General features: G+C 45.6%; 24 protein-coding genes and 2 pseudogenes. 7 read left to right on the plus strand and 19 right to left on the minus strand.

Annotated features, from left to right (window positions below; genetic code table 11):
- Nucleotides 1–170 precede the first annotated feature (170 nt).
- From INT76_RS04885 to INT76_RS04905, 5 genes are all read left to right on the plus strand, one after another.
- On the plus strand, nt 171–2,222 hold the full coding sequence (locus INT76_RS04885) for a T7SS effector LXG polymorphic toxin (protein WP_212572769.1): 2,052 nt from the start codon (nt 171–173) through the stop codon (nt 2,220–2,222).
- Between the two features lie 9 nt (nt 2,223–2,231).
- Nucleotides 2,232–2,720 (plus strand): hypothetical protein, encoded by a 489-nt coding sequence (locus INT76_RS04890; protein ID WP_212572771.1) that lies wholly within the window; start codon nt 2,232–2,234, stop codon nt 2,718–2,720.
- A 130-nt stretch (nt 2,721–2,850) separates the two neighbouring features.
- Nucleotides 2,851–3,297: a hypothetical protein gene (locus INT76_RS04895; protein WP_212572773.1), complete on the plus strand. Its 447-nt coding sequence runs from the start codon at nt 2,851–2,853 to the stop codon at nt 3,295–3,297.
- Between the two features lie 13 nt (nt 3,298–3,310).
- On the plus strand, nt 3,311–3,817 hold the full coding sequence (locus tag INT76_RS04900; RefSeq protein ID WP_212572775.1) for a hypothetical protein: 507 nt from the start codon (nt 3,311–3,313) through the stop codon (nt 3,815–3,817).
- Nucleotides 3,818–3,954: 137 nt separating this feature from the next.
- Nucleotides 3,955–4,413: a hypothetical protein gene (locus INT76_RS04905; protein WP_212572777.1), complete on the plus strand. Its 459-nt coding sequence runs from the start codon at nt 3,955–3,957 to the stop codon at nt 4,411–4,413.
- On the opposite strand, the gene INT76_RS04910 is transcribed toward INT76_RS04905, so the two are convergent.
- The 16 genes and pseudogenes from INT76_RS04910 to INT76_RS04980 form a co-directional block, all read right to left on the minus strand.
- Complete coding sequence (locus tag INT76_RS04910; RefSeq protein WP_212572779.1) at nt 4,352–5,854, minus strand: ABC transporter ATP-binding protein; 1,503 nt, start codon at nt 5,852–5,854, stop codon at nt 4,352–4,354. The two genes, INT76_RS04905 and INT76_RS04910, sit on opposite strands and share 62 nt — an antisense overlap.
- Complete coding sequence (locus INT76_RS04915) at nt 5,818–6,477, minus strand: energy-coupling factor transporter transmembrane component T family protein (RefSeq protein ID WP_212572781.1); 660 nt, start codon at nt 6,475–6,477, stop codon at nt 5,818–5,820. The genes INT76_RS04910 and INT76_RS04915 overlap by 37 nt, the downstream gene beginning before the upstream one ends.
- A complete protein-coding gene (locus INT76_RS04920; RefSeq protein ID WP_212572783.1) occupies nt 6,474–7,064 on the minus strand; it encodes an MptD family putative ECF transporter S component in 591 nt (196 codons plus the stop codon). The genes INT76_RS04915 and INT76_RS04920 overlap by 4 nt, the downstream gene beginning before the upstream one ends.
- A 2-nt stretch (nt 7,065–7,066) precedes the next feature.
- Nucleotides 7,067–8,731, minus strand: a complete 1,665-nt coding sequence (locus tag INT76_RS04925) for an ABC transporter ATP-binding protein (RefSeq protein ID WP_212572785.1) — start codon at nt 8,729–8,731, stop codon at nt 7,067–7,069.
- A complete protein-coding gene (locus INT76_RS04930; protein ID WP_212572786.1) occupies nt 8,724–10,487 on the minus strand; it encodes an ABC transporter ATP-binding protein/permease in 1,764 nt (587 codons plus the stop codon). The genes INT76_RS04925 and INT76_RS04930 overlap by 8 nt, the downstream gene beginning before the upstream one ends.
- 137 nt (nt 10,488–10,624) lie before the next feature.
- Nucleotides 10,625–10,975 carry a 30S ribosome-binding factor RbfA gene (rbfA, locus tag INT76_RS04935; RefSeq protein WP_212572788.1) on the minus strand — a complete coding sequence of 117 codons (351 nt, stop codon included), beginning with the start codon at nt 10,973–10,975 and terminating at the stop codon, nt 10,625–10,627.
- A 242-nt stretch (nt 10,976–11,217) separates the two neighbouring features.
- Nucleotides 11,218–13,686 (minus strand): annotated as a pseudogene (gene infB / locus INT76_RS04940) (translation initiation factor IF-2); the annotation flags it as partial.
- Between the two features lie 191 nt (nt 13,687–13,877).
- Nucleotides 13,878–14,001 (minus strand): annotated as a pseudogene (locus tag INT76_RS11240) (translation initiation factor IF-2 N-terminal domain-containing protein); the annotation flags it as partial.
- 17 nt (nt 14,002–14,018) lie between these two features.
- On the minus strand, nt 14,019–14,300 hold the full coding sequence (locus INT76_RS04945; protein ID WP_249116196.1) for a YlxQ-related RNA-binding protein: 282 nt from the start codon (nt 14,298–14,300) through the stop codon (nt 14,019–14,021).
- 13 nt (nt 14,301–14,313) lie between these two features.
- A complete protein-coding gene (rnpM, locus tag INT76_RS04950; RefSeq protein ID WP_212572794.1) occupies nt 14,314–14,610 on the minus strand; it encodes an RNase P modulator RnpM in 297 nt (98 codons plus the stop codon).
- A gap of 18 nt (nt 14,611–14,628) precedes the next feature.
- On the minus strand, nt 14,629–15,774 hold the full coding sequence (nusA, locus tag INT76_RS04955) for a transcription termination factor NusA (RefSeq protein WP_212572796.1): 1,146 nt from the start codon (nt 15,772–15,774) through the stop codon (nt 14,629–14,631).
- A 35-nt stretch (nt 15,775–15,809) separates the two neighbouring features.
- Nucleotides 15,810–16,280 (minus strand): ribosome maturation factor RimP, encoded by a 471-nt coding sequence (gene rimP / locus INT76_RS04960; RefSeq protein ID WP_212572798.1) that lies wholly within the window; start codon nt 16,278–16,280, stop codon nt 15,810–15,812.
- 212 nt (nt 16,281–16,492) lie between these two features.
- On the minus strand, nt 16,493–17,131 hold the full coding sequence (gene trmB, locus INT76_RS04965) for a tRNA (guanosine(46)-N7)-methyltransferase TrmB (RefSeq protein ID WP_212572800.1): 639 nt from the start codon (nt 17,129–17,131) through the stop codon (nt 16,493–16,495).
- The gene (ccrZ, locus tag INT76_RS04970; RefSeq protein ID WP_212572802.1) at nt 17,128–17,922 is read right to left on the minus strand and encodes a cell cycle regulator CcrZ; all 795 of its coding nucleotides are present in this window, start codon (nt 17,920–17,922) and stop codon (nt 17,128–17,130) included. The genes trmB and ccrZ overlap by 4 nt, the downstream gene beginning before the upstream one ends.
- Before the next feature lie 49 nt (nt 17,923–17,971).
- Nucleotides 17,972–19,018 carry an ABC transporter permease gene (locus INT76_RS04975; RefSeq protein ID WP_212572803.1) on the minus strand — a complete coding sequence of 349 codons (1,047 nt, stop codon included), beginning with the start codon at nt 19,016–19,018 and terminating at the stop codon, nt 17,972–17,974.
- Entirely contained in the window at nt 19,015–19,749 is a 735-nt protein-coding gene (locus tag INT76_RS04980) for an ABC transporter ATP-binding protein (RefSeq protein WP_212572805.1), read from the minus strand. The genes INT76_RS04975 and INT76_RS04980 overlap by 4 nt, the downstream gene beginning before the upstream one ends.
- A 62-nt stretch (nt 19,750–19,811) precedes the next feature.
- Between INT76_RS04980 and INT76_RS04985 the strand changes: the two genes are divergently transcribed.
- Entirely contained in the window at nt 19,812–20,225 is a 414-nt protein-coding gene (locus tag INT76_RS04985; RefSeq protein ID WP_212572807.1) for an HIT family protein, read from the plus strand.
- A 1-nt stretch (nt 20,226) separates the two neighbouring features.
- Nucleotides 20,227–20,532: a chemotaxis protein gene (locus tag INT76_RS04990; protein WP_212572809.1), complete on the plus strand. Its 306-nt coding sequence runs from the start codon at nt 20,227–20,229 to the stop codon at nt 20,530–20,532.
- Nucleotides 20,533–20,545: 13 nt separating this feature from the next.
- On the opposite strand, the gene INT76_RS04995 is transcribed toward INT76_RS04990, so the two are convergent.
- From INT76_RS04995 to tsaE, 3 genes are read right to left on the minus strand one after another with little or no spacing between them, the layout of a single operon-like run.
- A complete protein-coding gene (locus INT76_RS04995) occupies nt 20,546–21,688 on the minus strand; it encodes an LCP family protein (protein ID WP_212572811.1) in 1,143 nt (380 codons plus the stop codon).
- A complete protein-coding gene (locus INT76_RS05000) occupies nt 21,685–22,212 on the minus strand; it encodes a GNAT family N-acetyltransferase (protein WP_212572812.1) in 528 nt (175 codons plus the stop codon). Before INT76_RS05000 ends, INT76_RS04995 begins: the two co-directional genes overlap by 4 nt.
- The gene (gene tsaE / locus INT76_RS05005; RefSeq protein ID WP_212572820.1) at nt 22,205–22,645 is read right to left on the minus strand and encodes a tRNA (adenosine(37)-N6)-threonylcarbamoyltransferase complex ATPase subunit type 1 TsaE; all 441 of its coding nucleotides are present in this window, start codon (nt 22,643–22,645) and stop codon (nt 22,205–22,207) included. The genes INT76_RS05000 and tsaE overlap by 8 nt, the downstream gene beginning before the upstream one ends.
- Nucleotides 22,646–22,699: the final 54 nt, after the last annotated feature.

The following is a 22,699-nucleotide window of genomic DNA, read 5'->3' on the forward strand; positions in this document are numbered from 1 at the left end:
AGCCTCTCGGATATATAATTACATAATGTTCGTTATCCAGCTCCATTTTAGCCATTTATTTACAAAAAAAATCAAAAACAAGTAGGCAAATTTACAGATGTATAGTATAATACAACTATAGAATTTGACTATTTTCTATAGGAATCCCTACAAAACAAAAGGAGTCGGTTATGAGAATTGATATGTCAGAAGTCAAGGGTCAAAAGGCTGCCCTTGAAGCTCAACTGACTAGTCTTAGGAGCCAATTAGCCGCTGCCAAGCAGAGTCTGCAGGCAGCCCAGTCTTCCTCAGCGCTCAAGGGTCAGGTAAAAGAAGCCATTGACGCTAAGATCGGCAACCATCAGCTCCCGCTTCTGACCAACTATGAAAATGCCCTGACTCTGCTTGCCTCCTCCTACGATGAACTTATTACTCGTTTCCAATCGATAACAGGGGAAACCAGCGACAGCGCCATTATCAACACAGACTATCTATCTGAGCTCAAAAGCAAGGCGGCTGGTATCTTGACGGATAGCCAGATGATTAACTCAGATGCTAACCGTATCTACAGCAGTATCAGTGACATCATTCCTCTATCCAGTCCATCTCTTTCTGCGATGACAACGGCCAAGTCAGAATTGGACAGGCTCTTGGATAAGCTGATTGCGGACATGAGCGCATTTAACAGCCTCAAGGCAGACAATGCTCTCGCGGACTTGTTCAGCAGTCAGAACCATCAACTTGGAAGGTTGGGACAGGCAGTCAGTTCTGGCTACCAGCATGACAGTGCGATTGCCTTCTTTCAGGACACGGCCTTTCGCAAGACCGTGGAGGAGGTCAGTCATGTCTTGAGCCACGGTGGCTCTGGCAAGCAACTGACATCAGCCCTTGCCAAGGAAATCCTTGGTTCTCGCTATTCTGGTCGCATTTCGGATGCGGATCTGGCCCACTTCCGCAATCTGGATAAGAAGTCGCAGGAAGAGTATGTCAAATTTATCCGCTCCCCATTTGAAGCTCAGATTAACGCCATGACCTTGGCGGAGTTGGAAGATAAGTACGGACACTTGATTCAGGGAGAAAAAAGTTTCCGTAATACAGGCTATGGTCGGGTGCTGACAGGAGAGTTGACACCTGAGCAATACAACTATATCATCGGTCGTTATGAGTATCTTGTCGCCCGGGGAGATATGGGTAAGGCAGAGCTAGATCGACTGGAGACCATGTTTGCCAATCTGCGTCCAGAGGACAAGGCTAAACTTGATGCCATGACCTTGTCAGAATTAACAGATAAATACATCTATGTGATGTTGCCTCGCAATAGCCTAGATATCCCATATATTCTAGATTCGAAAGCAGGTAGAGCTAAGAAAGATTACCTTTATCATCGTTTTGAAGAGTTGATGGCTCAAGAACTGATTGACTGGCGCGACCCGCAGTACATGGAGAAGCTCAATGCCTATGTCAATAAGACTGGCCTTGATCCACGGACAGGATTGGAAGCCAGCGATGATGTGAAGCTAGTGGCCAAGCATTATGGTTGGGTCAAGGCAAGTTCAACAACAGCAACCTCAATCATTGGAGCCTTCATAGATTTTTCGGAAATTACAGGAAATGTTAGAACTCCAAGCGTTTCTGCTTACACAAATGCGGAAGTCGCAGACATCATAAACAGACGCGGTTATAGTGTTGATGATTTTCTTTATTTGACCAATGCCGACTCTGTCCTTTCCGCGAAGCAGACGGCAATCGTTCGAGATATTCGCTTGCAGGTAGGTTTGCCCGATTCAGGCACCAGAATGGCTAAGGTAATTCCGACCAAGTATGTTGAGGGAATTGTGCAGCCAAATAGTCGGCACAATACTGTTTCAGGTTTTGTATCAGTTGATTCACACTCGGCTAGTTTGAAAACCTTAGAGGAAGTGTTTGAAGGCAACCGTCTTGATTATAAGAATACACCGTATAATCTCCAGACGGATGAAACCTATTCCAAAATCAATTTCACTTTAGATTCTAGGATGCGACTGGATATTCCATTACAAGAACCTAAAGTTGGAGAATATCCTTTTACGGGTCGAGGCTTTACAGGTTCACAAAATATTGTCTTACCAGAATACGAGTTGCGAAAAGGGGCAAACTATCACTTTCAGCATGGGGATACCATCGGTGTCTATGATGGTAAGTCGGGCAATCTTGTGAAACAGTATATTTATGATGGAAAACAAAAGCAATGGTTGCTGCAGTAGGAGGAAGATATGTACGCAATTTTTAATGGAAAAAAGTTTGATGTTACCTATGAAGGGAATAATATTTATACATTAATTTCTAATGTTCAATATGATGGTTTTGCGCAATATATCAATATCTTGGGACAAGTGGCAGAGAATACTTATATTAAAGAAGTAGAGGATGTGGAACTAGACTTTCTTTATGAACTTTCTTACGAGCTAAAGTATCAAGGTCGGTGGTTTCATCTCTTTACTGCCTTGAATTCTCGAACAATTTTTGAAGATTATTATGAGATAATTCTAAGTTTTCTTGATGCAGAAGAAAAAAAACTAGCAGAAGAATTAGAATTTGAGCGAACAGACAAGTTTTACTACACCAAACGAATCTACCGCAAGGATATTGAAGCCATAAAAGTCATTGAAACGCCGCAAGGCATTTTCTCGTCCCAGGGAAAGAAAGAAAGAATACTTGAAGGTCAAGAGATTGATGATTATTTTGCTTCCATAACAGACTGATACAGCAACCTCCTATTTTCTAATAGGATTGTTTTAGGTTTACCAATGTAGACAGTTAGCTGCCCCCTCTGACACCCAATTTTTTCTAGAGGTCTGTCTCAAGATAGGTTTGCCAGATTCAGATACCAGGATGGCTAAGGTAATTCCGACGAAGTATGTGGAAGGGATTGTCAAACCGGGTAGTCCATACAATACTTTTTCAGGTTTTGTATCCGTTGATTCCCATTCGGCTAGCCTGAAAACCTTGGACGAGGTTTTTGAAGGCAATCGTTTGGATTATCAGAACACCCCATATACACCAGGGGTTGATGAAACCTATGCCAAGATTAATTTTACATTAGATTCTAAGATGCGTCTGGATATTCCATTAGAAGAACCTAAAGTGGGAGAATACCCTTTCACAGGTCGAGGTTTTACAGGTTCACAAAATATTGTCTTGCCGGAATATAAGCTACGAAAAGGGACAGACTATTATTATCAGCATGGGGATACAATAACAATACATAGTAGTCAGGATGGCAAAATTATCCAACAATATGGATATATGAGTGGTCGTGGTTGGGAACTTATAGAGTAATATTGGAGAAATTATGATTGGAATTTACAAAGGCAAAAAATATACTGTAAGTGGTCATCTAGGCAATAATATTTTTGTTGTTTACAGTGATATCAAAGAAGTTGGATTTAAGAATGCCATATCTCCTTGGGGGAAGGTATATGACGATTATTTTTCCAAAGAGGTTAACGAAAGCGACCTAGACTATCTTTATGAACTTTCTTACGAGCTAAAGTATAAGGACAGGTGGTTTCATCTATATACAGCTCTGAATACTCGAACCATTACAGAAGATTATTATGAAATTATTCTTGATTTTCTTGATGTAGAAGAAAAGAAACTGGCAGAAGAGCTTGATTTTGAACGGACGGATAAATTTTATTATACAAAACGAATCTACCGCAAGGATATTGAGGAATTGAAGGTCATTGAATCACCGCAAGGTATTTTCTCTTCACAGGGAAAGAAAGAGATCATCCTTCAAGGTGAGGCTATTGATGCTTATTTATCAGAAATTGTCCATAATGATGGGGTTAAATAATATTCTTAAATTTGAAAAATAGCTAACAAACGGATGATTTGGATTGTATAAAATTTTCAAAGACCGTGCAATATCTAGTACGGTTTTTGACTTAGTCACAGACCGGAGCCTATCTCTTAAGAGGAAGCGTCAGCCTGTTGGACCTGCAGGTTCAGGGTGTCGGCGATGATTTTCAGTCAAGACTGCAGAAGATGAGCTTGGCGGAAATCGAAGAGAAGTACGGGAACATCATCAGGGTGAATGTCGACAGCGCATACATTGGGTCAGGTTATGACAGTCGCTATGCAGGATCTAAACTTAGTCCAAAAGAAATAGATGCCATCCGTGCCCGTTATCAGTATCTGAAAGCGAGGGGAGACCAATCCCTTCAACAGATAGAAGAACTCCAGACCATGTACGCCAATTTGAAAGCAACGGATAAGGAAGCCATTGATTCTATGAACTTGGAGGAGCTGACAAGCAAATATAGCTATCTCTTATCACCCCGCTTAGGCATGGACATCCCATATGCTCTAGCAGATCCATCCGGAAAAGCTAAGAAAGATTACCTTTATCATCGTTTTGAAGAGTTGATGGCTCAAGAACTGATTGACTGACGTGACCCGCAGTATATGGAAAAGCTTCAATATCTAATACCTTATCACAAACACTGGCCAGTAATTCCTCATCATGCGAAATGAGAAGAACCAGCTTCTTTTCTTTTTTCAAAAAGGCCAGGGCCCTAGCCAGTTGGTGCATCTGTTCCAAGTCCAGACCGCTGGATGGTTCGTCAAAGATGAGGATGTCCTTGTCCGCCAATAAGCTGGCCACAATCATCAAGCGCTGCTGTTCCCCACCTGACAGGCTAACTGGATGCCGATCCAAAAGATCGGATAGACGAAACAGGCTGAGCAGCTGGTTATCCAGTTGGCCTGATCGATTGCCTAACAGCAACTCCTTGCGGACTGTTTCTGCAAAGAGCTGCAAACGCACGTCCTGCATTACCAAGCCGATTTTCTGCAAGCGTTCGCGAGCAGTTAAGGTTTGTCCCTGAAAGGAAATCCTCCCCTGACTATCATCTTTTAGGCCGACTAAATAGCTGGCTAAGCTAGACTTGCCCGATCCATTTTGACCGACCAGACCGACCACCTGCCCCTTGGCCAGGCAGAGCTGATCGATCCGATACAAGGCCTTCTTCCCTTGACGAACGGTAAGATGTTGGATAGAAAGGCCTTCTTTATCGCTGGTAAAGTTGGCTGCGAGCGCTGCAACCCGCTCCCCATAGACTGTCGAATCCATGCAGCGCAACCCCATAACTTGCCGGCATTCTTCGTTTCTCCCTAAAAAGGCAGCAGCTGGATAGATTTCCTTTAAACAGCCATCCTTAAAGTAGAGATAGGTGTCTGCCAACTCACTGAGATAGGACAGCCGGTGTTCAGCAATAATCAGGGTCTTTCCGGCTGCTTTCAGCTCCAACAATAAGTCTTTAACCCTCTCAATCCCTGCTCTGTCCAAGTTAGCTGTCGGCTCGTCAAAGACCAAAACATCTGTTCCCTGCATAGCTGCCGTCGCAATAGCAATCAACTGTTGCTGACCGCCAGACAGCTGAAAAATATCCTCTTGTAACATCCTGTCCAGCTGAAATTCTCTGCTGATATGGTGCAAACGTCCAGCTATTTCTTCTTCCGACAGCCCCTGATTCTCACAGGGGAAAACCAGCTCATTGACCACTGTTCGGTGGAAAAATTGAGTGGATGGATTTTGAAAAACAGAGGCCACCTGCCGGGACAAGTCTTCCACTGAAACCTGCCCCAATTGCTGACCGGATAGGCGGAGTTCCCCTTCTAGTCGGCCATGATAATACTCTGGAATCAAGCCGTTTAAGAGTTTGAGAAAGGTGGATTTTCCTGAACCAGAAGGGCCACACAGCACCACACATTGACCTGATTGAATAGACAGTTGGTCAATCTGACAGGCCGGCTGTTTCGCCTGACCATAGAAGAAACGAAAATTTTCAGCGGCTATTTTAGGAGAAAGAGTAGAAAGCTGAGGCTCCATAAGCACAAACTCCAATCTAGCCAAGTCCAAGACGACTTGACAAATTCACTTGGCTTTCCTTTTAGTGCCAAACCCTTGGTCAAGGTTGCCAAGGTCAAATCTTGGGCGGTTCGCAAAAGTGACATCATCAAAGGCACCACAAAGCACTCCAGATAAAGATGAGGCCGCAAAAACATATCGCGTTTGCCCAGAAAAATCCCCCGAACCATCAGGGCAGCATGAATATGACGCGCATCTTGCTTGATAGCCGGCAGAAAACGCGACATTACCCCCAAGACCAAGAGAAGAGCCTCCGGCAGATGCCACTTCCGAAGTGCATGAACCAGCTCATAGCTACTGGTCGTCATCAAGAGAAAATGCCCTGCCAGCAAGGGAACCCAGATATAGCCTAGAACAAAGGATAAATGACTAAGCCAATCCGGAAGGACAGACAGCCGACTGACACAGCCCAATCCAAGAAAACCAACCAGAGCCACAACAGCCATTTTCTTCTTGCCTGAAAGCAGAAAGAGCATGCTCATCCCTATAACCAAATAAGCTGTTTGAAGAAAACCCAGCCGTAAGCCATAAGTCAGACTGCTTGCCACTACCAAGATGATTTTACTGCGAGCATCAAACCTCATGCCAGCAGACCTGACTTATCGAAATATTTCTTAACCAGATGCTGTCCCAGAAGCCCGCTGATCACAGCGGCTGTTACGATGGTTGCAGACAGCCAGAGGACATTGCCCAGATTGAAATCTAAAAGAACCCGAGCGATGTACTCTGCAGACTTTCCACGAGCCACAAGAGCGGCCTCGTAAGCATCTCTCATAAACCACATGAGAAGGATAGGCCCTAAATTTCCAAAGGAAAACAGCACATAGCTGGCCAAATTGTAGACCTTGCTCTTATAAGAACCCAGTCTAGCCAGCCCATCTCCAAGCAATCCAAAGAGCAGACTCGGCAGAAAAGAAGCCGTCATATAGCCTGACAGGAAGAAAAATCCTGCCATGACAGCCCCAACCAGACTGATAGCTCCAAATTTTCCGACCTTAGCAATCAAAAGCATATAGACCGGGCCTGCTAGGAGCGCTGCAAAGGCTGGTGCGTACATCATATTGCCCGACTTATCAAAGAAAACTCCAATCAAGGTTCCAAGACCTACACAGAGGAAATAAAGGGCAGAAAAGGCTCCCGTTACCATAATATCTTTTACTTTTAAATTCATTCTTATCTCTCCTTGAACAGTTGACCACCTTCTAGCCTATAGAGATGATCTGCACAGGCCATGGTTGAGGCACGGTGGGAAATCAGAAAGACCATGCCCTGACAGTGTTCTTTGACCAGCTGGATAAAGCGTGCTTCGTTAAGCGAATCCAGATTGCTGGTCGGCTCATCAAAGATGTAGCAATCTGCCTTCTTGAGCAGGGCGCGCATCAATTCTAAGCGCTGACCCTCACCGGCTGAAAAATCATTGGCAGAAGCAACCACCGTATCTAAGCCCTGCGGACTTTCTAAAATCCGTTCCTTCATTTGGCACTTGTCCGCCAATTCCAAAATCATCTCATCAGAAATATCTGTTCGTCCGAGAAGCAAGTTTTCTCGAATGCTCTGATGGAAAATTTGCGGCACCTGCGGAACATAGGCAAAGTTGGCTTGCAAGTGAGCCTTGTCAATGTCGCGGCTATCTATTCCTGAAAGAGCTATTTCCCCTGATTGCCAGTCATACCAGCGCATAATCAATTTCATCAGGGTTGACTTGCCAGCACCGGAAGACCCGATCAAGCCAATAATTCCCGGCTGATGGAAATCAACCGACAGCTTACGATAAAGGCCTGCTTCTCGTCCATCATAGTCAAAATCCAATTCTTTAATAGCAATATCCGTGACGACGATGTCCAGTTTCTGACCGCTTTGTTCTGCCTCTTTCTCATCCAAGAGTTCAAAAATATTGCGACCGGCATTCATAGCCCGCTTAAAACCAAGAGGCAGGCGACTGAGTTCCAAAAATGGAGCAAAGGAGCTAGAAAATGCGACTACCAGAGAAAGTCCAACTCCAACCGATAGCTGACCGCTTTCTACCAAATGCAAACTAGTCAAGGCAAAAGCCATAATAGACAAACCAACGACCAAAAAACTGACCGCGTACTGCATGAAGTTGGTTTGGGCTACTCGGCACTCCAACTGATTGACCTCTTTTGATTTGATGCTCAGCTGCTCAAAACGGCAGTCAGTTTGTTGGAATTGCAGTAAGTCCTTCATGCTTTTTAAACTTTCAATAAAATAGGACACATAGGCCTTGCGCTTGCTGTTTTGCTCCTTAAGTAGGGGCTGGAGCTGCTGGGCAAATTGATTGGGAATCCAGATAGCCAAGATGGCATAGGTCACCAGAGCAAGCACTGGCAATATCCAAGAAGACAAACCGAAGTAAAGTCCTAGCAGCCCCGCCACCAAAATCCCTGTACAGATTGGGGCAATGGTATGGGCAAAAAAGACTTCCAGAGCTTCAATATCTTCTCCTATCATTTTCAGAAGACTTCCGCTGTCCTGCCGATCTAATTTGGCGGGAGCTAAGGCCCGCAATTTAGCAAAGATAAGCCTGCGGTAGGCCGCAAGGGTATGAAAGGCTACATAATGTCCAAAGTAATGTTCGCCATAACGAAAAATTCCTCTTAATAAGGCCAGTAAAATGAAGATTCCCAGCATGAGAATCGAAGCCGTTTCTCCAGCTAAGGCCCTCATGGCCAAATGAATGAGCAAAACCGGTATGGCTACCGTCGTTACCTGCCCCATAACAGCGAAGAAGACAGCCAGTCCAATACGCGGCAAGAGGTGCTGCATTGACCGGAGCAGCCGCGGTATCAAAACTCCCGTCGGATAGCGTTCCTTATCCATAAATCGCGTCCTCCAATTCTCTTTGACTATCTACCAGTTGACGGTAGGCTGGATTGGTCTGATAGAGGATGCTGTTGTCAGCAACCTGAGCTTTCTGATTTTCAGCCAGAAAAAGAATCTGATCTGTCGCCTCTACCTGCTTCATCTTGTGGGTAATCACAATGACAATCGCCGAAGCCGACACCAAGCGGATTAAATCATAAATCAAGCCCTCATTGTCCTGATCCACGCTCGATGTTACCTCATCAAAGATATAGAGCGAGCGCTTCGCCAAGACTGCACGGGCACAAATCACCTGTTGGCGTTGACCGGGCGACAAAAAGGCTCCATCATCACCGACAACTGTATCCAAGCCCTCTGGCAAATCATGGACAAACTGCAAGACCTGGTGCTGCTCCATCCAGGCTAAGATGTCCTCCTTAGACCAATCACAGGCCATGCGAAGGTTGGCATAGATGGATTGGTTGAGCAGGTAAGACTGCCCTGATACATAGAGGACTTGATGATTGATAGCCGTTTGCGACAGATTAGCTAACTCTCTGTCACCCAAGAACACCTGCCCCTTGTCTGGTATCAAGCGTTTGAGCAGGATTTGAGCCAAGGTCGTCTTTCCTTGCCCAGACTCTCCTGCAAAAGCATAGATATGCCCAGCTGTCAGGCTCATAGAAATACCGTCCAGCACCTGTTTTTCACCATAGGAAAAGGTCACATCTGCCAGCTCCATCTTGCTGAAAGCAGGCAGCTCCTGATTAGCCTCTTCATCTGTTTTCATCATTTTGTCCAAGAAACCAAAAATGCGGTCTGCCATCTTGGTGTTCATCATGACCAAGTGCATCCCATAGCCCTGCTCACGAATTGGGGCAAAAAACTCCGTCGCAATCAAAACAAAAAATAGCATGCTAAAAGGTGATAAGTTGCCCGCTGCCAATTCTTGCACTGCGACAAAACCTGATACACCGATGCCTAGATACATGACTGCATCCATGTAGCCAACTGCCTGCAATTGAAAGCTCAACAGTTCCATGGTCGCATCACGAAAATCCTCTGCCTGCCGGTTGAAGGACTGCTCGTAAAGACCGTCCGCCTGATAGGAATAAAGCGTGTTAAGACCCTTGAGATCATCCAGAAAGAGGTTGCCTACATCCATATAGGAAGCCCAGTAACGATTCATGATCTTTTTAGACCGCTTTTGCATGGCGATGATGGAAATAGGAATCAAGGGCAGGGCCAAGATAAAGATGAAACCACCCATGGGAAAAATGAAGAAAACGAGAAGCAAAACGGTCGTACAGTTAAAATAGGTACGCAGAGCGGAAGCCATGTAATAAGAATAATAGGTATCCAGACTGTCAATCCCTTGGGAAGCTATGGTAAACACATCAGCAGCAGTTGCCTGCGATTCAAACTGCCCGTCCTGTGCCAGCAGAGCTTCAAAGAAGGACTGCTTAAGCGAATCCCTTGCATACTGCGACGCAAGCCCCTGCAAATTCTTGGCAAGCAGGGCTATACCAAAACCAAAGGCATTCAAACCTAGCAACAAGGCCAACAAACCAACAATATCTAGCTTACCTCCTGCCAGATAGGTCGCAAAACCTCTGGCAATCAGGTAAAAAGAAATAATCCGCATCAAGAATTGGGCCCAGGCTAAAACAGCCGACAATACTACCAAGCCCATCTTTGGCTTGATTCTTTCCTTGAGCCGAGCCAGTAAGGCCTTTCGTTTTTGGCGAGAAATTCGCTCTTCTTGTTGTGCCATAAGAACTCCTGTTTTCTACAATAGTCCTTCTATTATATCATTCTTTGAATTGTCTGTAAATTTTAATTTCTATCACTAAAAAGAAAAGGGATTGGAATTTTTTCCAATCCCTGCCATTCAAACAGAGTGGTTCAAACTTAGTCTTTATTTAAGTCCCGAAGCATCTGGTCAATCTTGTTGCCATACTCGATGGATTGGTCTTTTTCAAAGACCAAGTCAGGAATCTTGTAAAGAGTTAATTTGCGACCTAGTTCTCTCTTGATGGTTCCAGTAGCTTTTTCAAGACCTGTTTGAGCCTTTTGATTATCTGAAGCTAGGTTACTCATAATAGTGTAGTAGACTTTGGCTACAGACAGATCACCCACCATCTGCACATCAGTGATGGTTACTCCTTGAACCCTCGGATCGCGGACTTTTTTCTGCAAAATCTCATTGACTTCGCGTTTGATTTCCATGCCAACCCTGTCTGTTCGGAAATGATTTGCCATAGATATTTTCCTCTCATTTAATCATACCGTTCAAGCTAAGAAAACTCCCAGCTTGACATTTGGTTAAAGCGACTGTGGATGCTGACGTCCATCCATCGCATACTCAATGAAAATCGAAACTAGGCAAGGAAACAAAGGCGCAGGTAAAACTCTGCTCCTTTCTAGTTTCAGGGGAGCAGACTGAAAACCTCCACTGGAGCTTTTCACTCACCAAGCCGAGTCGTTTTGATTTTCGAAGAGGCTTATTTTTTGATTTCTTCCATGATATAAGCTTCAATATGGTCGTCAACTTTAATGTCGTTGAAGTTCTCAATCATGAGACCACCTTCTTGAGCATTGCCGACTTCCTTGACGTCATCTTTGTAGCGCTTCAGGCTAGCCAGTTGCCCATCAAAAACAACTACTCCGTCACGAATGACACGAACGCTAGAGTCACGGGTCACCTTACCATTGATAACCATGAAACCACCGATAGTGCCAACTTTGGATACCTTGAAGGTTTCGCGGATAATAGCTTCTCCGATAACTTTTTCTTGGTATTCTGGATCCAGCATACCCTTCATGGCGTCTTCCATTTCCTCGATAACCTTGTAGATAATGCTGTGCAGACGTACTTCTACATCATCTGCTTCTGCCTGTTGGCGAGCTTCTGGTGTAGGACGAACGTTAAATCCGATAACGAGGGCGTTGGAAGCTTCTGCAAGGGTAATGTCGGATTCGTTGATGGCACCTACTGCCGAGTGAACAATATTCACACGAACACCTTCCACTTCAATCTTTTGAAGGGAGGAAGCCAGAGCCTCAACAGAACCTTGTACGTCGGCCTTGATGATGACATTGACAGACTTGACTTCGCCTGCTTTGAGGGTATCAAAGAGGTTTTCAAGGCTGACACGTTGGGTCACCTGACGCTGTTTGAGGAGAGCACGTTTGGCACGCTCTTCACCGGCTGCACGCGCAGATTTCTCATCTTCGTAAACGGCAAAGTGGTCACCCGCCATTGGTGCTTCGTTAAGACCTGTGATGGAAACTGGCGTAGATGGTCCAGCAACCTTGACACGGCGGCCCAGGTCATTGGTCATGGCACGAACCCGACCAAAGGTATTACCGACAACGATAGGATCTTGAACGTTGAGGGTTCCTTGTTGCACAAGGAGGGTCGCAACCGCACCTTTTCCTTTGTCCAAATGGGCTTCGATAACCGTACCGATAGCACGCACTGTTGGGTCAGCCTTGAGTTCTTGAATTTCCGCCACAAGGAGAACGGTTTCCAACAATTCATCGATATTTTGGTTGAATTTGGCTGAGATTTCCACAAATTCAGACTCACCGCCCCAGGCAGTTGAGATGACACCATGCTCCGCCAACTCCCCGATAACACGCTCTGGGTTGGCACCTGGTTTGTCAATCTTGTTGATGGCAACGATGATTGGAACATTGGCAGCCTTGGAGTGGTTGATGGCCTCGATGGTCTGTGGCATAACGCCGTCATCCGCAGCCACGACCAAGATGGTCAAATCGGTCACTGAGGCACCGCGGGCCCGCATGGATGTAAAGGCCGCGTGTCCTGGTGTATCCAAGAAGGTTATTTTCTTACCATTTTCTTCGATTTGGTAGGCACCGATATGCTGGGTGATACCACCAGCTTCTCCTGTTGCGACACGGGAGTTGCGAAGGGTATCCAAGAGGGTGGTTTTCCCGTGGTCAACGTGTCCCATGATGGTGACAACTGGCGGACGCTCCACCATTTCATCTGCATTGAGGTAGCCTTCTTCGACGAAGAAACGCTCGATGTCGGCATTGTCCACCTCCACCTTTTCCTTGGCTTCAATACCATAGTCCACCATGAGGAGTTCGATGGTATCGCCGTCAAGCGATTGGTTTTGAGTAGCCATCACGCCCATCATAAAGAGTTTCTTGACAATTTCAGCCGGCTCGCGCTTGATGCGTTTTGCGATTTCAGCGACAGTCATGCCTGCTGTGTATTCAAACTCAGTTGGCAATTCATGGAATTTGCGCTCAGTGACCGGCTTAGCAGGTTGATTGTTTTTGCCTTTTTTATTTTTCTTGTTGGTATTCCAGTTGCTTGTTCTTTGATTTCTCACTTGATTTTGACTATTTCGATTTCTTTGTTGTTTTCTTGGACCATCTTCTTCGTCACTGTTAAAGTCACATTTCTTGTCTGGTCGAGCCTGTTTCTTACGACGGGTATCCACTGCTGTTTGTTCCACACTTGCTGGAACTGGGGCAGCTGGTTCTTTGACCACTGGCTTGCTTTCCACCACCGGTTCTTCAAACTTGATTTCTTTTGGCTTTTTCGGTTGCTTCTTAGCTTCCTGAGCCTGACGGAAGCGCTCCTCGCTGGTACGGGCATATTCGGCATTCTGCTCTGCTTTTAGAGCTGCCGCACGCGCCTTGAAATCAATCTTGGCCACTGGTGCTCGATGGGCTTCTTGTTGAGGCCGTCCTTGCTGGCCAAATCCAGCCTGCTTGTTCTGACGATTGTCTGAACGTTGGTCACGGCGACGGTCCTGATTTCCTTGGAAATCGCGACGCTCGCCACGATCACGACGGTTTTCCCGTTGGCTGTCACGGCGCTCTTTCTGACTTCTGTCTTGTTGGCGCTGCCCTTGTCCCTGAGCGCGTTTTGCTGCCTGCTCTTTCGCTCGGGCTTCACGCTCCGCCTTAAAGTTTCTGCTCTGTGGACGAGCGACCACAGGCTTGCTTACCTGCTGGCTTGGAGCGGCAGCTGGTTTCGTTTCTTCCTTGGTAGCTGCTGGCTTGGTTTCTGGTTGAGAGGTCGGTTTTGTTTCTGGTTTTGCGACAGCTTTTTCAGTGCTGTCAGCAGCTTTGACAACCGCCTCTTTTGTTCCAGTCAATCTCTCTACAATCCGTTGAGCGATGGTTTCCTCAACACTGGAAGAGTGGTTTTTAACATCTGCGCCAAGCTCTTTTGCCATGGCAACTACTTCCTTGCTTTCTTTGCCTAATTCTTTGGCAATCTCGTACAATCTCTTCTTAGACAATATCTTGTCCTCCTGTTCTATTCCATAATAGACCTCATCTTCTTTGTAAATCCAGCGTCCGTTACAGCCAAGACCTTTCTGGCCTTTCCAACTGCGGCGCTTAATTCCAGCGTTGAAAACGCGGTTACAACTTCTACTTGATAGGTTTGACTTTTGTCAGTTACTTTTTTGCTTAAATTGGCAGCTGCATCCTCAGCTAAAAAGACCAGACGCGCTTGTCCTTTCTGAATGGCTTCTACAACAAGCTCTTCACCTGAAATCAGGCGACCAGCCCGTTGGGCCAAGCCCAGCAACTGCATAATCTTCTGTTTTTTAGTCGAGTCCAAGTTCTCTCCTCTTAACCTTATGGTCGACATAAGCAATCAATTCGTCATAAAATTCGGGCACCACTTCCATACTGAATGAGCGGTTAAAAACCTGCTTTTTCTTAGCCATGGCTGCTTCTTCATTGTTGAGTTTGATATAGGCTCCGCGACCATTGGCCTTGCCTGTTGGATCAATGAACACTTGCCCTTCCTTGTTTTTCACAATACGGAGCAGGTCTCGTTTGTCAATGATTTCTCCAGAAACCACTGACTTGCGTAAAGGTATTTTTCTAGCCTTTGCCATAATGACCTCCTACCAAGCTTACTCTTCTTCGGTGAGGATTTCTTCTGCTACATCATCCTGTGCAAAGTCAAATTGTTCTTCCATTGCCTCATACTCTGTTGCAGACTTAATATCGATGCGGAAGCCTGTCAAATGAGCTGCCAAGCGTACGTTTTGTCCACGACGGCCGATAGCAAGAGATAGTTTGTCATCTGGAACAACAACCGTTGCATGCTTGCCATCCTCTGTGTCGAAGATAACCTGGTCAACTTCTGCCGGTGCAAGAGCATTGTAAATAAATTCCGCTGCATCTGGAACCCACTCAATAACATCGATGTTTTCCTCAGTTGGAATCATGCGATCGCTCTTAACATCGTAACGTGCTGGGTGGAACTTACTGGTGATTTTCTTGATATTAGCTCCGCCACGACCGACAATGGTTCCGATAGCATCTACGTTTGGATTGTGGCTACGAACCGCAACCTTGGTGCGATCGCCAGCTTCACGAGCCACGCTCATAATCTCAACCGTTCCATCGTACACTTCTGGAATTTCTTGCTCCATCAAGCGTTTGATCATCTCTGGATGACTGCGGCTAACAAAGACGTTGACTCCACGGCCGTTGTCTTCTACCTTGTAAACATAAACCTCAATGCGATCATGGGACTGGAAAACCTCTCCAGGAATCTGGTCTTGTTTGGACAACTGAGCCTCGATCGTGCCAAGATTCACATAGATAAAGCGATTGTCAAAGCGCTCAACGGTACCTGACATGATTTCACTTTCGTGCTGCTTGTAGGTATTGTAAGTAATCGCACGCTTTTGTTTGCGCATCTTTTCCATAATGGTCTGTTTTGCAGACTGGGCTGCTACGCGACCAAACTCAGCAGGTGATTCTGGAAACTTGATGCGGTCACCCAATTCATAGGCAGAAGAGATGGCCAAAGCGTCTTTCAGACTGATTTCCAAACGGCTATCAAAGACTTCATCAACGACCTCACGCACAGTGAAAACATGGAAGTCTCCTTTTTTCTCATCAAATTCGATGACAACAGACTCTGCCTGACCATAGCGACGCTTATAGGCGGAGCGAAGTGACTCTGTTACTGCCTCAATGATGTCTTCTTTGTTGATACCCATGTCTTCCTCTAGGATGCGGAAGGCTTCTAGCATTTCTTTACTCATGATGTTTTCCTTTTTTGAAAAAGGTCCTTTCTTTTTTAGATTTTTACAGCCAGACGGGCTTTTGCCACCGTCTGATAGGGAATGGTTACTTCTTTCTTACGGGTCTTGTCCAGATATTCCAAAACCAACTCATCATTCTCAAAAGACAGCAAGGTTCCTTCAAAGACCTTAACTTTGTCAATGGCCTGATAGAGTTTTACATGGATGTATTGACCAACCGCCTTCTTTACAGCGTCTGCTGTTTTGAGCGGTCGTTCCAATCCTGGACTGGTCACCTCAAGCATATATTGATCGGGGAAGGGGTCCGGCTTGATTCCATCCAAGATTGGGCTGATGAGTTCAGACAGGTCAGCCGTGTCCTGTAAGGTGATTCCTCCTTCCTTATCCACAAAAATGGAGAGTACATAGTCACCGCCCATCTTACCGTACTCTACATCCACCAGCTCAAAGGGAGCCTGAATAGATGGAGCAATGGCTTCAGTAACCACATCAACGATTGTAGCCATAGGCACCTCCTTCTTCATACTGAAAGGGTTGACTTGCGCCAACCCCTTTTCTTCCTATTTCTGTAACCTATTCTAGCACAGGAACGCCCATTTGTAAAGGAAAACGACGCAAAAAGCCCGCTGTAAGCGGTTTTTATGCAAAAAGGAGCTACATGCCAATAGAATAACTAAAAAAGAGATAGTCTTACACTACCTCGTTTCAGTTTTGATACTTATTGAAACTGAGCCTCAACCCGATAGATAACCTGACCCTTGCTAGAAAACTTCTCCTCATACTCGGTCATGATATTGCCTTCAAAGTCGCTAGCATGCAAATCCAACCAGACCTGCTTCAGAATCATCCCATACTGGGAAAAACTGGCCAGACTGTATTCAAAGAGCCCACGATTATCCGTCTTAAAGTGAATTTCACCTTTTTCTGGCAAAATCTCCTTGTAGGTATCCAAGAAGGTCTTGTAAGTCAGCCGACGTTTCTCATGGCGCTTCTTGGGCCATGGATCTGAAAAATTCAAATACAGACGATCAATCTCAGCCTCTGAGAAATAATTGCTCAGACTAGAACCATCAACCTGAAGCAGTTTGATATTAGGCAAGCCCGCCTCAAGCACTCGGTCCAAAGCATAGCTTAAAACTGTCATCTGAATATCGATGCCGATGTAGTTAACTTCCGGATGCTGGGCAGCCATCCCTGTGATAAAGCGCCCCTTACCCGATCCAACTTCGACATGGATGGGATGATCATTCCCAAAAATTTGCGACCATTTCCCCTTGCACTCCTCCAGATTAGAGATGACATACTGAGGATTATTGGCTAGGAGTTCGCTGGCTCCCTTACGATTTCTAACTCTCATACTTCCTTGTAAAAACTCTGACGAAACTGACGCAGAGCATAAATTTCTTTATTGGCTGCTTCCACATCGTAGCTTTCAATGTGCTTGGTAATTTGGTTCAAGTAGCCAAGTTGACCATACCAGTAAATCTTGTTGAGGACGGTACGGTTGTACTTGTAGCCATATTCCTTGAGCCAATCCTCCCACATCGGACGTGGAATATAATGGGTCAAAAGGTAGGCCACATCCATCATTCGATCAGTCAAACAAGCTGTTTCCCAGTCTGTCAGATAGACCAAACCACTAGTTGTTTCCACCCAGTTCTTATGATGCAGATCCCCATGAACAAAGGTCGCCACTTCCTGACGAAAAGATGGCAGATTGGACAACAAATCCTGACAAACAGACTGCAAATAGCCATTTTGCCCCAAACGAGTCGGAGCCTCTTTTTGCCAACGATACACCAAATCCTGCGGCTCAAGATAAGTGTAGTTCAATTGCAAGGCCTGATTAAGCAAGATGCGTGAAAAATGCATCCGCATCAAAATCTGACGCACCTGCTTACTCGACATATCTTGCCGCGTCAAGGTGCGACCATTCAACCACTCTTGCTCGATGCGTTGACCCACACCCACTTCATTGTTATTTGCTAAAACAGGCGGAGTAATCTGCTCTCTTGCCAAGGCAGGCACAATAGGAGGCATTTCGTACTTGACAAAAACAGGCGTTCCGTCTGACCGTAGGCCCTTAAATGCTTTACCGCTATTTCCTGCAATTGATTGCAACTGCAAGTTACTCGTATCAAACTGCATGCCATTCCTCCTTTAAAAATTCCTTCTTATTTTACTAATTTTCATGCCATTAGTCAATCAATTTCTTTGATTTTATATCCAAGTAAAATTGATTGAGCAAGAACCCAAAACCAACTAGGGCTAATAGGCTCATTTTTTCCTCTAGAACCAAGAAACCAACCACAAGTTCTAAGGCAAGGAGTCCATAGAGCAGCCCCCTCAGAACCCGTTTAAAGCCCTGCAATTTTTGAGCTGAAGACAAAGGATAAAGCCCTGCCAAATACTGATAATTATACACTCGAAAAAGGGTTAAGAGCTGAAAGAGCAGAAGGTAGTGAAAAAGAAGGGACAGGCCAACTGCCAACCAGCTCCTTTCGACAAGGAGCATACTTACAAGACTAAGACAGAGCAAGCGCAGGGTCAAAGCAAAAAAATCTCCCGACCGCACAAAAGCTCGCACATAGAGGTAATCCCAAGTGGTCGCAGGACTCTTTTTGACCAGATTAAGCAGACCATTTAGATAAGGTCTTGGCTTGATACCGCTCGTAATTCCCTTGACCTTGGTAAAGAGAGAGAAGAATTGTAGGATGGACTGCTGCCTGCGACTCTCTGCCGCAATAGCCTTATCCCAATCCAACTTCCCATCCCGCAGATAAGTTGTCACTTGCTGCTGAAAAACGAACCACTTGCCAACCAGCAACACCAGATTAAGGCCTATGAATCCCCACAAGGGCAGACCCAACCTCAAATAAAGAGGAAGCAGAATCAGCTGACCCGCCAGTTGAAAGCCACCCCAGATAAGAAAGGAGCGCAAAGAAGCCGCTTTTAACCAAGCTAACACCACGCCTTCTTGAGCCAACAAAAACACTTGGTCAGCAGGCTCCAAATAGGTCGCAATTCTTCCTGTGAAAAAAAGCAGACTAGTAGCTACCAGAAGCAAGAGGTAAACTGCCCAAGGCTGGGCAGGAAAATGTTGCAGGAGCTGCTGATATTGCAAGGATACAAACCCCAACAGGACCAACAAAACCAAGACAAAGTGATCGTTTAACACATAGCGGAGATAACGCAGACACGACCCTAAAAAGACCTGCCGTCGTTCCTGAAAGATTTGCTTCATGCCCGTTCTCCTTCTTTGGTCAAGGCTAAATAAATGTCATTAAGACTAGCCCCTTCTTGACCGAAGGCCTGCTGCAAACTAGCCAAATCTCCCTCTGCCCGCACCTGTCCCTGATGCAAAATGACAAAGCGATCACACATTTTTTCAGCCGAATCAAGCACATGGGTGGACATAAGAATAGAGGTTCCACGCGCCTTTTCTTCCTCCAAAAGAGCAATCAAATCTGCAATCGCTACGGGATCCAGCCCCAAAAAAGGCTCATCCACAATCAAAAGACTAGGCTCTACCATAAAAGCGCAGATAATCATGACCTTCTGCTTCATTCCCTTAGAAAAATGAACCGGGTACCAGTCTAATTTTTCCTTGAGTCGAAACAGACCAAGAAGACGTTCTGCACGCTCAAAGGCCCGCTCCCAGTCCAGCTCATAGGCCATAGCCACCACTTCCAAATGCTCCTTGAGAGTCAATTCTTCATACAAACTAGGAGTTTCAGGGATAAAACCGATCTTTCGTCGGTATCCCTCCCTATCCTGAGTCAAGGTCTTCCCGTCAATGCTAATTTCTCCCTGATAGGGGGTCAAAAGACCAATAATTTCCTTGATAGTCGTTGATTTTCCTGCACCATTCAGACCGATCAGACCGACCAATTCTCCGTCAGCCACCTCAAAAGAAACACCTTTTAGGACAGGGATATTCGCATAGCCCCCTGTCAGTTTTTTTATTTCTAGCATACATTTCTTCCCGTAATTTGATATAATCATTATATCAGAATTTCAAGAAAGAGGTTGAGTTTATGTCAGATTGTATCTTTTGTAAGATTATCGCTGGAGAAATTCCAGCTTCCAAGGTTTATGAGGACGAACAAGTCCTAGCCTTCTTAGATATTACCCAGGTAACGAAGGGGCACACCTTGGTCGTTCCAAAAAATCACTACCGCAACCTCCTCGAAATGGATGGCTCTGCAGCTGCGACCCTCTTTGAGACAGTTCCTAAAATCGCCCGCCAACTCAAGGACAAACTGGCCGCCAAGGGTCTAAACATCATCGCAAATAATGAACCCGTAGCTGGCCAAACTGTCTTCCACACCCATGTCCATCTTCTCCCACGCTTTGACGATACTGACGGTTTGACCCTCGGTTTTACAACCAATCAACCGGACTTCCCTGCTTTGGCTCAACTGGCACAAGACCTCTATCTAGGAGAATAATATGAAACTCAGTAACCTTATCGCAGCAGGTACTGCTGCTACCTTGGCCTATCTAGCTGTCAAGAACCGAGATAAAATCGCTCAGTCCATCGAAGACAATCTGGAACAGGTCCAAGGGATTCAAGCAAACCTCAGCAACATCCAAGACCAACTGGCTATCATCCAAAGCTACAAAGAGCCTCTGCAAGAAATGGCTACCGATTTCCAATACAAACTGCGCGTCTACCAGCAAAGCATCGCTGGAAATTTAGCCCAAATCCAGGCCATTCAGGAAAAATATCAAGAAGAAACCTCGTCTAATCCCTAGACGAGGCTTTGTTTTATTGTCCGCTATAATCTTCTGTATAGACAGGTTCGTAGACTTCTGCTTCTGTATTGACAGGAGCCAGTTGACTTCTTGATTCCTTAAGGTAGCCAGTATAAGCGTCTAACACCGTAACAAGACTTTCATAGCCAAGAAGAAGTTCCAAGACCTCTGCATTGGTGGTTAGCTCTGTATAGGCTGGTTGGCCTAGAGAGGTCTGCAACACATTCTGCATTTCAAGCAGGTGCTCGCTTCCTGGAATTTGGTAAGAGATACCGTTGACCATCTGGTCTTCCCCTTCTAACTGATAGGAAGACAAACTAGCCAACGAGTCCTTATAGCCTAAAAGACTCGGCATGGTTTTAGTCGAAATCACAACATCTGTCCGCATATTGTTAGAGATGGCATCTAAGATTTTCTTGTACTGAGTGAACCCATCCAATTGCAGAAGTTTTTTGACAATGGCAGTAATCACTTCGCGCTGGCGTTTTTGACGGCCGATGTCTCCTTCAGGATCATCATAGCGCATACGGGCATAGACCAGAGCCTGATCGCCATTTACCAATTGTTTTCCTGTTGGAACAACTGCTGTATAAGCAGGCTCTTGCTCCTCAATCGAAATAGGGAAGCCAAGCGTATTATTGACCGTTATGCCCCCGATAGCATCGACCAGCTCAACCAAGCCATCCATGTTGATTTCTACATAGTGGTTGATATTGATATTCATCAATTTTTCAATAGTGGCAACGGCCATGGGTGCCTGACCATAACTGTATGAGTGATTGAGTTTTTCAACCGTACCAGATGACTCACCATTTGCCTCGGCAATCTCTACCATGATGTCGCGGGTCAAACTCATCATGGTCGTCTTCTTGGTCTTAGGATTGACAGTTACTAGTATCATGGTGTCACTTCGTCCACCTTCCCAATCCAAGCCACGCGTCGCCTGATCCGTATCCACCCCCATAAGAAGGATGGTCAAGGGTTCTGTCGCAGCAATCACGTCACTCTCTTCCTCTGAACCACCTAAGGACTTATAGGTCTTAGCAATCGCCTCATCTGAATAATTGAGCAAGGTTGTTGCATACAGAGCTCCTGCTCCCACCGTCAAAAAGACAAGCGACAAGAGCATAATGATAATTTTTGTTCCTATTTTCATTTGTCACCTATTAGTTTTCCCATATAGTACAAATCCAGCCATTCTCCGGCATCTGTTCTAGCACCACGCTTTTGTATCCCCTCAATCTCAAAACCGACCTTTTGATAAAGCTGAACAGCTCGCTCATTGCGGATTTGAACGGTTAATTCCAAACGCCCCAGAACCTGTCCTTCCTCAGCCCAGGCAAGGACTTCTTCCAGCAAGATGCTGCCAAGTCCGTGGCCCCAATAATCTTTTCGGACGGCTAAAAAGATACCGCCAATATGATTGATTCGAGAGGGGGAGGCTGTCTTGACATTGATTGCTCCGATGACCTCCTCACCACACTTAGCCAACAAACAAAGTTGACGAGGATTTGACAGATTGGCTTCAAAGATGACTTCCATCTCCTGACGACTCAAGCGAAAACCTGTATCGTCCATCACCAAAAAGTCTGTTTCAGTCGCAACCTGATTCATAAAAGTGATAAAAGCTGGTGCATCTGTGGCTTCCGCTTCTGTAAAAAAGATTTCCTTTTTAATCATAGCCAAGTTCCTCCAGAAGTTGCTGGCTACGATCACCATGAGCTGTAAACGTAAGCTCTCTTCCCTCACCAGCCTTGGCTAGGCTAATGGTTAAATAGTCACTCAGAAGACCAGAACCCAAGAGTTCTCCCCACTCGATGACGGTCACGCCATCTCCGTAGAGAAAGTCATCCAAGTCAATCGAGTCAGGATCATCCCCAATGCGGTAAACATCCAAATGATAGAGTGGCAGGTTCCCCTCATACTCCCGCACGATAGTATAGGTCGGGCTTTTAATCATCTGAGAAATTCCAAGCCCTTTAGCTAAGCCCTTGGTCAACGTCGTCTTTCCAGTCCCCAAATCTCCCGATAAAACCAGAACATCTCCAGCTTGAAGCTGACTCCCAATTGCCTGTCCAAGAGCAATCAATTCACTTTCATTTTGACTGTACATACCCTACATTATATCACAGTAGCAGGCTTTTGTCATACTTTGGCCCATAACAAA

Origin of the sequence: Streptococcus oriscaviae, from assembly GCF_018137985.1 — a bacterium.
Taxonomy (GTDB): domain Bacteria; phylum Bacillota; class Bacilli; order Lactobacillales; family Streptococcaceae; genus Streptococcus; species Streptococcus oriscaviae.